General features: G+C 48.2%; 12 protein-coding genes. 6 read left to right on the top strand and 6 right to left on the bottom strand.

Annotation, left to right across the window (positions count from 1 at the left end; genetic code table 11):
* Nucleotides 1-105 precede the first annotated feature (105 nt).
* On the bottom strand, nt 106-858 hold the full coding sequence (locus tag ACYVGR_RS35940) for a M15 family metallopeptidase (protein WP_460965491.1): 753 nt from the start codon (nt 856-858) through the stop codon (nt 106-108).
* 241 nt (nt 859-1,099) lie between these two features.
* Between ACYVGR_RS35940 and ACYVGR_RS35935 the strand changes: the two genes are divergently transcribed.
* Nucleotides 1,100-2,380 (top strand): Hsp70 family protein, encoded by a 1,281-nt coding sequence (locus ACYVGR_RS35935; protein WP_460965490.1) that lies wholly within the window; start codon nt 1,100-1,102, stop codon nt 2,378-2,380.
* A 362-nt stretch (nt 2,381-2,742) separates the two neighbouring features.
* Entirely contained in the window at nt 2,743-3,495 is a 753-nt protein-coding gene (locus ACYVGR_RS35930; protein WP_460965488.1) for a hypothetical protein, read from the top strand.
* A 68-nt stretch (nt 3,496-3,563) separates the two neighbouring features.
* On the opposite strand, the gene bla is transcribed toward ACYVGR_RS35930, so the two are convergent.
* Genes bla through ACYVGR_RS35915 form a run of 3 tightly spaced genes read right to left on the bottom strand, consistent with a single transcriptional unit; the run spans nt 3,564 to nt 7,192 of the window.
* On the bottom strand, nt 3,564-4,601 hold the full coding sequence (gene bla, locus ACYVGR_RS35925) for a class A beta-lactamase (RefSeq protein ID WP_460965486.1): 1,038 nt from the start codon (nt 4,599-4,601) through the stop codon (nt 3,564-3,566).
* Between the two features lie 41 nt (nt 4,602-4,642).
* Complete coding sequence (locus ACYVGR_RS35920; RefSeq protein WP_460965484.1) at nt 4,643-5,995, bottom strand: amidohydrolase; 1,353 nt, start codon at nt 5,993-5,995, stop codon at nt 4,643-4,645.
* A 15-nt stretch (nt 5,996-6,010) separates the two neighbouring features.
* Nucleotides 6,011-7,192, bottom strand: coding sequence for a cystathionine gamma-synthase family protein (locus ACYVGR_RS35915; protein ID WP_460965482.1), 1,182 nt, complete (start codon nt 7,190-7,192; stop codon nt 6,011-6,013).
* 236 nt (nt 7,193-7,428) lie between these two features.
* On the opposite strand from ACYVGR_RS35915, the gene ACYVGR_RS35910 reads away from it, so the two are divergent.
* A complete protein-coding gene (locus tag ACYVGR_RS35910; RefSeq protein ID WP_460965480.1) occupies nt 7,429-8,349 on the top strand; it encodes a serine hydrolase in 921 nt (306 codons plus the stop codon).
* A gap of 58 nt (nt 8,350-8,407) precedes the next feature.
* On the opposite strand, the gene ACYVGR_RS35905 is transcribed toward ACYVGR_RS35910, so the two are convergent.
* Together ACYVGR_RS35905 and ACYVGR_RS35900 are read right to left on the bottom strand one after the other, a co-directional pair.
* Entirely contained in the window at nt 8,408-9,532 is a 1,125-nt protein-coding gene (locus ACYVGR_RS35905; RefSeq protein ID WP_460965479.1) for an aminotransferase class I/II-fold pyridoxal phosphate-dependent enzyme, read from the bottom strand.
* Between the two features lie 114 nt (nt 9,533-9,646).
* Nucleotides 9,647-10,117, bottom strand: coding sequence for a lipocalin/fatty acid-binding family protein (locus ACYVGR_RS35900; protein ID WP_460965477.1), 471 nt, complete (start codon nt 10,115-10,117; stop codon nt 9,647-9,649).
* A gap of 160 nt (nt 10,118-10,277) precedes the next feature.
* Between ACYVGR_RS35900 and ACYVGR_RS35895 the strand changes: the two genes are divergently transcribed.
* The 3 genes from ACYVGR_RS35895 (at nt 10,278) to ACYVGR_RS35885 (ending at nt 12,403) form a co-directional block, all read left to right on the top strand.
* Nucleotides 10,278-11,171, top strand: coding sequence for a helix-turn-helix domain-containing protein (locus ACYVGR_RS35895; RefSeq protein ID WP_460965475.1), 894 nt, complete (start codon nt 10,278-10,280; stop codon nt 11,169-11,171).
* Between the two features lie 71 nt (nt 11,172-11,242).
* Nucleotides 11,243-11,662 (top strand): ester cyclase, encoded by a 420-nt coding sequence (locus ACYVGR_RS35890; protein WP_460965473.1) that lies wholly within the window; start codon nt 11,243-11,245, stop codon nt 11,660-11,662.
* 15 nt (nt 11,663-11,677) lie between these two features.
* Nucleotides 11,678-12,403, top strand: coding sequence for an SDR family oxidoreductase (locus tag ACYVGR_RS35885; RefSeq protein ID WP_460965471.1), 726 nt, complete (start codon nt 11,678-11,680; stop codon nt 12,401-12,403).
* Nucleotides 12,404-12,442 lie beyond the last annotated feature (39 nt).

The following is a 12,442-nucleotide window of genomic DNA, read 5'->3' as shown; positions in this document are numbered from 1 at the left end:
ACGTCATTTTTGTCATGCTGACGAAGGAAGCATCTTAATGTATCCCAATAGATGAGTAAGGACATTTTAAGATGCTTCCTTCGTCAGCATGACAAAAACTAAAACTCATTTGGTCTTAACCTTAGGCAGCATTTTATTGGCCTTTCGAATCGTTTCGTGTGATAAATCATAAGTGAAACAGCTTTCCCAACCTTTAAAATCGTAGTGCCACCATTCCCACGGAAAAATAGAAAAGCCTACCTTTTCCATTGCTGAGCGCAAAATGGCGCGGTGCGCTAGTGAGGCACTGTCAGAATCCATGTAGTTATGATAAGCGCGGGGCGTCGATTCATCATAACCCGACGGCATAGACAGGCGTTTGCCCGTTTTAAGATCGAAAAGTGATAAATCAATGGCCATGCCCCGGTTGTGTTTTGATCCTTTCCGTGGATCGGCAACGAAGGTGGTGTCGCCATGTTCTTCATAGAAAAGTACCGTAATGGCATACGGTCGGTAGCCATCGAAGAGAAGCAGCCCAAATCCCTGCTTTTTTAAATTTTCGCTGGCCTGCCGAAGCGCCAGGGCTGCCGGTTTTCGCATGAAGACATCGGCCGTTGGGTACAACTTACGCTTCAGAAAATTGGTCGTGTCGGCATAGGTAACGTCAAACTGCGCCTGTGGTAAAATAGTACGCATATCGACCAGCTCATTATCAGGGTCAGTCGCTACAATCTTCTTGTAGATGTTTACATCATTAACTACCGGAAGGCCGTATTTACTTTTAGGAAGATCATACGCCGGAGTCTGCGCCAACGCTGAGGTAAACAGACCCAACAGTGCCCCAACGGAGCATAAACAGCGACCTAAAGACTTTTTCATGAATAGCAGGTTGTTTGCCTTAAGTTATGGATTTTATGATAACAATAGAACGCTGATTTTTATGATCGTTAAGATTTGATTGTTGTGATGTCAGCTATGAGTAGCTGACATCACTGCATACCAGAAAGGAGGATTAGTCAAACAATCAAGATTAATCAGAATAATCATAAAAATCAGCGGTCTATAAACCGTTTTTAATCGTAAATTTGCGCCCTTTTTCTACTAAAACGGGCGTTTAAGGATGACAACACTTTCTTGCGGAATCGACTTCGGTACATCAAATACAAGCGTAGCTATTGCCAATGACGGTGAAATCAATCTGGTACCTGTTGAAAACGCATCGGTAACGATCCCGAGTGCTATCTTCTTTCAACGCAGCAACAACAAGGCGTTCTATGGGCGAACGGCGGTTAATTTGTTCTTCGATCGGCAGGAAGGGCGGTTCATGCGGAGTTTAAAGCGAGTTTTGGGAACATCGCTGATGAAACAGGGTACGCTGGTGAATGGGGCATCCATGAATTTTTCGTCGATCATTACCGCTTTTCTGAAGCATGTGAAAGATAAGGCCGACTCAGTTGCTGGCCAGGAAATCGAGCATGTGGTGATGGGGCGTCCCGTTCACTTTGTTGATAATGACCCCGATGCCGATGTTCGGGCGCAGGCAGAGTTGCAGCTGATTGCGCAGCGTATTGGCTTCAAATACATCGACTTTCAGTTCGAACCTATCGCAGCCGCTTTCGCGCACGAAGCCCGGTTAAGTGGTGAAAAACTGGCCATTGTTGCCGATTTGGGCGGTGGTACCTCCGATTTCACGGTCATTAGATTATCAAATAAATACATCAATAAACCCGATCGGGCGTCGGATATTCTGGCTAATACGGGCGTTCGGGTTGGCGGGAATGACTTTGATAAAGAACTGAGTTTAGCGGCTATCATGCCTGAAATCGGTTATCGCAGTACCTACGGCGAGAAGAGCCTGGAAGTCCCGCTAAAGCCGTTTTATGATCTGGCCGAATGGAGTAAAGTTAACTTTCTGTACACGCCCAAAACGATTATGCAGGTACGGCAACTGCTCCACCAGTCGCATGATAAGACGCGCTACAAACGGCTCCTGAAAGTTCTTGAAGACGAAACGGGTCATACACTCCTGGCCGCTGCCGAGGGGGCCAAAATTGCCCTGAGCGATCAGGATGAGTACAAAACCCTGCTTGATTTTATTGAGGCTGATTTTTCTGTACCAATCAAACGCAGCTTGTTTGAAGCCTCTATTGAGGATGAAGTCGAGAAAATATCAGCTTCGGCCCGGCAGTGCCTTCAGGAAGCGGGGGTGAAAGCCGAAGCGATTGAGCTGGTCATTCTGACGGGCGGTTCTACCGAAGTCCATTCTGTTCAAGCCGAATTTAAGCGACTCTTCCCAAACGCGTCCATTGCGGATGAAAACAAACTGTCCAGCGTTGGTCTTGGATTGGCCTACGATAGCCAATATAAATTTGGCAAACGACTTGCCATTGCGGCTAATTAGTTTTTTGTCATTTCGACGCAGGAGAAATCTTAAAGTTTCGCATTAGTCAAGCTTGACTAGGCCACTGGAGCGGATTTCTCCTGCGTCGAAATGACAAAAAAACTATTTAATGAAGCTGTTTTAACTTTCTAAAATCAAGTATGGATCAGTGTGTTTTTGTCATCCCGACGCAGGAGGGATCTTCGGTAGATGGATGTTGTATCGGCTCATCCGAAGATCCCTCCTGCGTCGGGATGACAAAAACACTGATAAACAAAAGTTTAAACAGCTTCAGTATTAACCGGTTCAGGATTTAACCTAGTAGCAAAGTAATAGAAACCTGCCCAATTACCAGAAACTACGTTTACAATCAGACGCGGCCTATGAACCTTCTCCTGCTTAAAGTAACCCTAATTCCAACGGTCATAGCCTTGGTCACGTTGGCCATTCGGAAATGGGGCAACAAAATTGGGGGATTGATCGGGAGTATGCCCTGGACGGCCGGTCCGATTCTGCTATTCTTCATTCTTGAGCAGGGCAAAACCTTCGGGATTCAGTCGATTCAGGGAGCAATGACGGGTATTCTGGCACTAATCGGCTTTTGCCTGAGCTACTCGTCGTTTTCCCGAAAATTAGCCTGGTTGCCAACGCTAGTGCTTTCGTATATGACGTTTACGGCTATTGCTCTGCTGTTCAATTATTTACAGTTGAATGTAGTCCTGAGTTACGGGCTGGTGATTACTTCGGTTCTATTGGCGCTCTATTTTTTCCCAAAGCCAACTGATCACGTCGTTCAGGTTCGTCGCTTGCCGTTCGACATTCCGATTCGAATGGGCGTTGCTACTCTGTTTGTGCTGGTTATTACGGGATTAGCCAATATTCTGGGACCGAGCTGGAGTGGTATTTTAACCCCATTTCCAATCATGACGTCGGTGCTGGCTATTTTTTCCCATACCCTCATGGGGAGTAATGCGGCCATTACAACGCTGCGAGGGCTGGTGATTGGTCTTTTGGGGTTCACGACCTTTCTATTTCTTCAAGCCTTTCTGCTGCCTTCGTTTTCAATTGCCCTGTCGTTTGGTATTGCCTTCGTAGTCAACAGTATTATCAATCTAATCGCCAGCCGAATTTGGTGAGGGTTGATAGATAGGCTAGAGAACATACGCCATATCTTGTAGATATGGCGTATGTTTTATTCTGTGGATCAACGAGTTGCTGTAGTTGAGGCAGGTGGCTGGTACAAAAAGTAATCGTAAATCGAGCGGGCGCTGTGGGCAATTACCTGCTCCCGTTCAGCCAATGGCATAGGTGAATTACCCACAAAGACAGCAATCGCGATATGGCCCGCATCGCCAGGTAAGGTGATAATGCCCACATCGTCGGTAGCAGCGCCATCCAGCGAACCTGTTTTATGCGCAATGACCGTATTGGGTGGCAAATACCCTTTGAGTCGGGCGGCACCGCCCCGGCAACGTTCCATAACGCCCAGCAGCAACGCCCGGCTTTCGGGTTTGAGGGCCGTTCCCCGATAGATTTGGGCCAGTAAGTTGACCATTGCTTCGGGGGTAGAAGTGTCGCGCGGGTCAGCGTTAAGTTTAGCGGTCGCTTCCCGTTTCATGGCTGGCGTCGTGGCGCTGTCTAGTTTGGCATAAAAACCAAGCGTCCACTGACTGCTGGGCGGGAGGGTAATGCCGTCAAGATCAGCCAACAACTGAATAATGGTGCGGTCTACCGACATGCCAGTAATGCCTAGCGCTTTCACCCGATTCTGAACCGCTTCGGTGCCACCTACTAAACGAAGGAGAATATCCGTTGCCGAGTTATCACTAATGACCATCATCAGTTCGAGCAAGTTCTGGACAGATAATTGAACGCCGGGTTTGGCAAAAAGGACGTCCAGTGTGCCACTACCTGGATGAAGGTCAGACGGTTGCAGATCGGTCATTGTCATCAAGGAAAGTTTACCTTGTTCGATCAGTGTAAAAAGTTGCACCGCAATAGCGACTTTAACCGTACTGGCCATCGGAAACCGTTCCTGTAAGTTCAGGCTAACCTGCTTGCCCGATTCGAGGTGGAGTGCACAAATTCCCACTTTGCCCTTGGCCAGTTTTGCGATGTTGTCCAATTCCTGCTCCAGGCGTTGGGCCGCCAGATCGACGGTTTTTTTCGAGTTAGTTTGTGCATTACTCTGCAGACCAGTGATGAGTAATAGACTGAGTAAAAGTGAGGAAAGTATTTTCATTGGTTATAGAGGTTTTGTGTCGCATGGACTTCCAGTCCGCGCTACTTTGTATACTGATTCATATAATTCACGGTCAGGTGGCAAAGGGCTTTTACACCGTAAGTAAAGCCACTTTCATCGATCTGGAAGTCGGGGCTGTGGTGCGGAACCTGACCCGGTTTTTTGTCTTTCGGTCGGGCACCTGTACTGAAAAAGAAGCCGGGTACGTTCTGGGCGAAATAGGCAAAATCTTCGGAACCCATGCCCGATGGAACCAATAGTACATTCGATACACCGGCCAATGCCTGTAGGGTAGGGACCATTTTTGCCGTTAACTCTTTGTTGTTGACCAGCATCGCATCTTCCATGCTGATATCAACTTCGGCGCTAGCTCCCGCGCTTTCGGCAATGTTTGTAACGACTTCTTTTATACGCCGGTACATCGTATTCCGCATGGTGGTGTCGAGGGTACGGATGGTACCGATCATCGTAGCTTCTTCGGGGATGATGTTTTCCCGAATACCACTATGAAATGCCCCAATTGTTAAGACGGCTGCCTGCTCGGTAAGAGGCATGTTTCGGCTCACAATGGTTTGTAATCCCAGAATGATCTGGGCACCCGTAGCAATAGGGTCAACGCCCGACCAGGGAGCAGCTCCATGCGTTTGTTTGCCCCGCACTGTTATTTTGAAGATGTCGTTCTCGGCGCTAACGCTTCCGGGGCGATAGGTGAAGGTGCCCACGTTCGTTCCAGAAGCAATGTGCTGGCCAAAAATGACATCTACTTTCGGGTTATCGAGCACACCTTCTTTCACCATCAATTTGGCTCCTCCTTCTTCGCCAGTAGGTGGCCCTTCTTCGCAAGGCTGAAAAATGAACTTGACAGTGCCCCGTAACTCACTCCGAACCGAGGCCAGTATTTCGGCAGCACCCATCAGCATCGCTACGTGCGAATCGTGCCCGCAGGCATGCATAACGCCCGTCGGTTTCCCATTATATTCGGTTGAGACCGTAGATTTAAATGATAAGTCATTGCGCTCGGTAATCGGCAGCGCATCCATATCGGCCCGCAAAGCAACGACTGGTCCGCCAGGTTTCCCTCCTTTCAGCAAGCCAACAACGCCAGTTTTACCGACACCCGTTTTTACCTCAATGCCCAGCGCTTGCAAATGAGCTGCTATTTTAGCTGCTGTCCGAATCTCCCGATTTCCCAATTCAGGGTTCTGGTGAATATCTCGGCGCCAGTCGACGACCTTTCCCGTCAGGCCATCAGCTGCTTTATCCATCCGTGCCAGTAATGCCGTTGCGTTTGACGTGCTTGCCTGCTGGGCCAGCTTAGTTTGCCCAAGGCTGGCAAACGGTAGTGAAAGACCTGCCAGTAAACAGCCAATCAGTGATTTGTAGAAATGTTCCATGCGTAGCGCAGCGGGCTATAAGGTAGCCAGTGCATTTTCCAAATCGGCTAGCAAATCTTCTACGTTTTCAATCCCGACCGAGTAGCGGATCAGGCTTTCGGGAATGCCTAGTTGTTTCCGTTGGGCCTCGGTCAGTTCAACATGGCTCGTTGTTCGGGGTGGGCCTGCTAAGGTGCTTACAGAACCAAGACTAGCAGCCAGATGCACAAACTGAAGTTTCGGCAGGCATTTCTTTACGTGGTCGTATCCGCCATTCAATGAAAAACTTAGAATACCGCCAAACCCTGACATTTGTGCCTTAGCAATGTCGTGGCCGGGATGGGTTTCGAGACCGGGATAAAATACCTCGCTGACCTTAGGGTGGGCCTTCAGATACTTCGCGATAGTCAGTGCGGATGCATTTTGTCGCTCAATTCGAAGTTCGAGCGTTTTCATGCCACGGGCAATCATATACGCCGGATCGGCTTGCAGGCTGGCTCCGTTGATTTCCCGGAATTGGAACACTTTCTCGACCAATTCTTTCTTCCCGCACAACACACCGCCCATTGCATCGGAGTGGCCACCGAGGAACTTAGTGGCACTATGAACGACCAGGTCGGCACCTAAGGCGAGCGGGTTTTGATTAATAGGGGTCGCAAATGTGTTATCGACAACCGTAATAGCGCCCACTTTTTTAGCAGCCGCTGCCAGCCGGGCTATATCGACAATTTTCAGCGTTGGGTTGGTGGGCGTTTCGAGATAGAGAACGTCGCAGCCTTTCGCGATTTCAGTTTCGAGTAGATCAAAATCGGTTGTGTCGCAGAGCGTGACGTTTACCTGATAGCGGGGTAAAAAGTCGAGGAAGATTCGACTGGAGCCACCGTAGGTATCATTGAGCGAAACAACCCGTTTTCCTGGCCCCAGCAATGCAAATAAGGTATTGCTGATGGCACCCATACCTGTTGCAAAGGATGTAGCGGCTTCGGCACCTTCCAGAATGCGGATCTTTTCTTCGAGTACATGTACCGTTGGGTTTGTATTGCGGCTGTAAATGTATCCCTCGGCTTTACCCGTTGCGACGTTGTGCCACTCGTCCAGATCATCATAGGCAAATGCAACACTTCGGATAATTGGGGTTGTTACGGCACCATCGGCGGTTGGTTCGGTTTCACCTGCCCATACAGATGAGGTACTTTTCTTGTACTTCGAGAAATCCATTGTAATGTATTGATTTTCAGGTTGTAGTTTTCGCTAAACACGGAGAACACGGAGATTAACACGGAGAAAGCGGAGTTTTTTTTTCTGTGTTCTCCGTGTTCACTTCCGTGGTTTCCGTATTGAACTCCTAATAATACACAAAAAAGGCGGAAAGGGACATGCGGGAGCTATGATGAAATGCGGCTAATTGACTAAATTTTGGCCTTTACCAGTATCCTTTATACAACCTGAAACAAATGAAGCGTCAGAATTACAAAGCCAACTACTTACGAATACTAGTTGCCTGCTTATCAATAAGCTGGATGCCCCTTAAGGCACAATCTCGTCTGACAATCCCGGAACTGCGTCAGAAGATTGAGCAGGAACTTGGTAAATACCCCGGCGTATTTGCCGTTGCGTTCAAGGATATCGCAACCGGGAACGAGTTGCTGATTCGGGAACGGGAGGTGTTTCATGCGGCCAGTACCATGAAAACGCCGGTTATGATTGAGGTGTATAAACAGCAGGCGCAGGGTAAACTGTCGCTCTCGGATTCGATTCTGATCAAAACCGAGTTCAAAAGTATTGTCGATGGTAGTCCGTATACGCTGCCGGTTTCATCGGACAGTGATTCCGTTACCTATAAACAGATTGGTACGAAACGAACGCTGGCGTCTCTGGTTTACGACATGATCACCGTCAGTAGTAATCTGGCAACGAACCTGATTATCGAACGCGTGGGTGCCCCCAATGTATTGCAAACCATGCGCGACCTGGGTGCTAAAGACATTCAGGTTCGGCGGGGGGTAGAGGATTCAAAAGCTTTCGCTAAAGGATTGAACAACTCAACTACCGCTTACGACCTGATGCTGATTTTTGACAAGATTGCGACTGGTCAGGCCGTGAGTCCCGAAGCTTCGAAAGCCATGATTGCTACCTTGCTGGAGCAGAAATTTAACGATGCTATTCCCGCCAAGCTCCCGAAAGATGTAAAAGTGGCGCATAAAACGGGATCAATTGTGGGTGTCCGGCACGATTCGGGCATTGTTATTTTACCCGATGGTCGTCAGTATGTGCTGGTTCTGTTGTCGAAAGATATCAAAGACGATAAGCTGACGTCGGGCGTCATGGCTACGGTTTCTGAGTGGATTTATCAGTATGAAACTCAGGGGAAATGAATAATTGATAATGAACAATGTATAATGGGTTGTACGTATATCCATTATACATTGTCCATTATTCATTCTCATTTCGCAAATGTTCCCCCAAACAGCGCTCCAGATTTTGCAGACCGGTTGTCAACTCTTCTGTAGTGGGATAGCCAAAGCCAATCCGCATATAGATTTTGTCCTGCTCGAACCAGTGGCCCGGCCCGACGAGGGTGTGGTAGCTTGAGTATAGGGATTGATAAAAGGCTTCGGCATTGAGAGAGTATCCCACTTTTAGACGTGGGAAGCAGACAACACCCGCAGTTGGCTCCACCCAGTCGAGGTAGGCCGTTTGTGCGAAAAACTGCTTGATAATGGCAAAATTGGTTCGTATGTGCCGATGGGCTTCCTCTAAAAGACGCGCTTGGTTTTGTAAAATATGTAGGGCAATGTGTTCATCCACCACCGAGTTTGTAATCATGATTTGCTCCTTGGCAGCCAGAAACTTGTGCATCAGCCCTGCGTCCTGACTGATGATCCAGCCGATACGGATACCTGGTACACCAAACGCTTTCGAGAGCGAGCTGACGGAAATAACACGCTTACTTTTCTCCGCCAAATAGGGAAGAAGCGGTGTCTGGAAATTCAGATAGCGGTAGGTTTCATCGACAAGTAAGTAGCAGTTATTCACTTCAGCTAGCTCGATTAATTCATTGAGAACATCCTCCGCAATAATGGTTCCGGTGGGGTTATGCGGATTGGTAATGCTGATGAGCCGTGTAGTAGGCCGAATAGCTTTCTGAACTTCATCAACGTTTAGCGTAAAGCGTTCATCGAATGTTAAATCGATAATGCTCATTTCGCAGTTGATGGCGCGTGGTGTTTCGAGGTTGGTTCCATAATTGGGTCGCACCACAACCAGATGATCGTCCTCACTGAGCAGCGTAGTGGCGACGATAAACAAAGCAGTAGCGGCACCCCCACAAACCAGCACGTCTTCCGGCTTTAAAGCCGAACTCTCGCTGGCAATGCAGGCTAGTAAATCAGGATGTCCCCGGTGATGGCCGTAATAGAGTAACAGATCGTCCAGCTTGATATTCAGGTCTTTTACATAAATATCACGCACCGAACTTTCGGCCAGGTTGTACTGGATAGTCGAATAGCCAATCTCTTCCGGCGATTCGATTTCAATCGGCATTCGGGTGTAGTTCATGGTACAGGTGCTTTCTGGCGCGAGTATTCACTCGTGCCTAAACATGAATGCGAGCGTATGCTCGCTATATTAAAAAGCACGAGTGAATACTCGCGCCAGATCAACCGACCCTTGCTAACGAATTGGCAAGTCGCGCACGTTGGCTAGGTGTTTGGCGAGCTGCGGATTGTCGGCCATTAACGACTTGATATGGTTGAGGGTCTTCTCGGGAAGTTGCGGAGTGCGGCTGATAATATCAACGCCCTCAGGTGTAAACAGCGTTTTGGAAAACCAGATCACTGCCCATTGGCCATCAGGATCTTGTAAGACAACTTTCCAATGGCTTCGTACCAGACTCAATAGCCCTTTCCCGCGCCAGACAAAGGCTGACGAATCAGTAGGATTCTGATAATCGAAACCGATGAGGGTTTGCAATTCGCCCTTTTGCTGGTACTTCACCGAATCCAGCAATACGTTGGTTGCGCCTTTTTTATCCGTAACGGAATAAGTGAAAGTGGGGCTGGTTTTGTCTCCCTTCAGCCACATGGGGAAACTCGTACTACAGATAAACCAGGTGCCAACAAGCGCTTGAATCAGAGGTTGCATGAATAAAGAAGGTTAGCTAAAAATCCGCGTTCTATATATTCTGGCAGACAAGTACGTAATTTTAACTAATTGAAAGGCTAGTCGGTTAGCAAATAAGAGAGGTGTTGGGTAAAAAAGTCCCTATAACCGACAACTAATACGCATTGATCAACCTAATGTCATGATTGTTGAACAGGAAAAAGAGATAATCCCTACCTACTCATTAGCGCAAAGCAGTAGCACGGGTAGCCCGGTGTTCGATATTGTTGAAACCAAAGGGGAGCTACGTCGGTATAGATCCAACTTTCTGGTTCCACACCGCAAAGACTTCTATTTCCTGTGTCTGGTTCGGAAAGGCAGTAGCCGACATTGGGTTGATTTTGTGCCGTATACCCTCCAGTCGAACCGATTTTACTTTTCGTCTCCCCATCAGATACAGGTCAAAGAGCAGACCGAACCGATGGATGGAATTATGCTTTCGTTTACTGAAGAGTATCTACAACTTGAAGAAAATCGCTCGCTACGGGAATTACCCATTATTCTGAATCCAGATAATGGACATGAATTGAGTCTGACGCCCGACAACCTGCAATTTCTGGAAGATGTGCTGGGCAAAATGCTGGTCGAGTTCAATACTGAGCGTAGCTGGCGAAACGGGATGCTCCAATCCTATGTCAACATATTGCTCATTTATCTGAGCCGTTTGTACTCCGAGCAGTTCCTGGCAGATCATGGCTCACCTGATCGGGGGTTATTAAACCGATTCCGATCCTATATCGATAGGCATTACAACACGCTACACCAAGTTGCCGACTATGCCGATTTGCTGAATCTGACCCCCGGTCACCTGAATGATCGTATTAAGCAACAGAGTGGAAAAACGGCCATCGAACATATCCACGAGCGATTGATACTGGAAGCCAAACGTCGATTGCTACATACCGATTTTTCGGCCAAAGAGATTGCCTGGCAACTGGGATTTGAGGATGGCGCTTATTTCCACCGGTTTTTCAAGCGCCTAACGGGGGAGACGCCAACCACGTTCCGAACCACAATCCGCGAAATGTACCATTGAAACCGACATACGGTCAATCGGTACGCCTGAGCCAGCCTGTAGTTTTGTGCCAACAAAAAGCAACAGATTATATGACCTCAGAAGTAGCGAGAAATAAGGCCGCTGTTACCCGGTTCAACAAGGAGGCTATCGAGCAGGGAAACCTAACTGTTTTCGACGAACTGCTCGATTCGTCGTTTATCAACCACACCGCCCCCGCCGGTATGCCACCGGGCAAAGAGGGTATGGTACGCTTCATTATCGACGTACTGCGCTCCGCTTTTTCAGATTTACGGGTGGAGATTTACGATCAGATCGCCGAGGACGATAAAGTGGTGACGCGCAAAGCCTTTCATGCCACGCATACAGGTGCGTTTATGGGCATTCCTGCAACGGGTAAAACCATTGTATTTCCAGTGATCGACATTGTGCGCCTGCGCGATGGGAAATACGTTGAACACTGGGGCATTCGCGACACGCACTCCGTGCTGCGACAACTCACACAAGATTAACAAATAACTTATTTTATGAAAACTGTATTGATTACCGGTGCCAATAAAGGCATCGGCCTGGAAACTGCTGCTGAATTAGTCCGATTAGGCTATTTTGTTTACCTCGGTTGCCGAAATATGACGCTGGGTCAGCAAGCGCAACAAGGCCTTAACGAACGGGGCTTAACGAATACGGCTCTCCTTGAGATTGACGTAACGAAGCCTGAGTCGATTAAAAAAGCGGCTGAAGAACTGGCCAGAAAAAGTCCGTCGCTGGATGTGTTGATTAATAATGCCGGTATTCTGGGAGAGGTTCCTCAGGCTCCTTCCTCAACACCCATCGACGTTATCCGGTCTGTTTTTGAAACAAACGTCTTTGGGGTAATTCAGGTGACACAAGCGTTCTTACCCTTGCTGCGAAAATCTGACGCTCCCCGTATTGTGAATGTAAGTAGTGATCTGGGGTCGTTAACGTTTCATCAGAATCCAAACTGGCAGTATTATGGGTTAAGTCCAGCGGCTTATACGCCCTCGAAGTCGGCCTTAAATGCCTACACGCTCATGCTGGCGAAGGAATTGAACGGCACGCCCTTCAAAGTCAATAGTGTCAATCCGGGCTATACCGCCACCGATTTCAATCACAATCGAGGTGTAAAACCTGTCGATCAGGCGGGCCGGTTTGTTGCCAGCTTTGCCATTCTGGATGCCGATGGGCCTACAGGACGGTTCTTCGGCGAAGAAGAAGGCGAAACGCCCTGGTAAACCTGCGTGGTTAGAGACGGATAAAAATCTAGCTCAGCC

It is taken from the genome of Spirosoma litoris (assembly GCF_054776755.1).
Note: the sequence above shows the minus strand (reverse complement) of the source record. Positions and strands in the feature narration are given on the sequence as shown.

Bases quoted from the DNA above. Each gene is read 5' to 3' on its own strand.
- ACYVGR_RS35940 (WP_460965491.1), bottom strand. From the start codon at position 858: ATGAAAAAGTCTTTAGGTCGCTGTTTATGCTCCGTTGGGGCACTGTTG.
- ACYVGR_RS35935 (WP_460965490.1), top strand. From the start codon at position 1,100: ATGACAACACTTTCTTGCGGAATCGACTTCGGTACATCAAATACAAGC.
- ACYVGR_RS35930 (WP_460965488.1), top strand. From the start codon at position 2,743: ATGAACCTTCTCCTGCTTAAAGTAACCCTAATTCCAACGGTCATAGCC.
- bla (WP_460965486.1), bottom strand. From the start codon at position 4,601: ATGAAAATACTTTCCTCACTTTTACTCAGTCTATTACTCATCACTGGT.
- ACYVGR_RS35920 (WP_460965484.1), bottom strand. From the start codon at position 5,995: ATGGAACATTTCTACAAATCACTGATTGGCTGTTTACTGGCAGGTCTT.
- ACYVGR_RS35915 (WP_460965482.1), bottom strand. From the start codon at position 7,192: ATGGATTTCTCGAAGTACAAGAAAAGTACCTCATCTGTATGGGCAGGT.
- ACYVGR_RS35910 (WP_460965480.1), top strand. From the start codon at position 7,429: ATGAAGCGTCAGAATTACAAAGCCAACTACTTACGAATACTAGTTGCC.
- ACYVGR_RS35905 (WP_460965479.1), bottom strand. From the start codon at position 9,532: ATGAACTACACCCGAATGCCGATTGAAATCGAATCGCCGGAAGAGATT.
- ACYVGR_RS35900 (WP_460965477.1), bottom strand. From the start codon at position 10,117: ATGCAACCTCTGATTCAAGCGCTTGTTGGCACCTGGTTTATCTGTAGT.
- ACYVGR_RS35895 (WP_460965475.1), top strand. From the start codon at position 10,278: ATGATTGTTGAACAGGAAAAAGAGATAATCCCTACCTACTCATTAGCG.
- ACYVGR_RS35890 (WP_460965473.1), top strand. From the start codon at position 11,243: ATGACCTCAGAAGTAGCGAGAAATAAGGCCGCTGTTACCCGGTTCAAC.
- ACYVGR_RS35885 (WP_460965471.1), top strand. From the start codon at position 11,678: ATGAAAACTGTATTGATTACCGGTGCCAATAAAGGCATCGGCCTGGAA.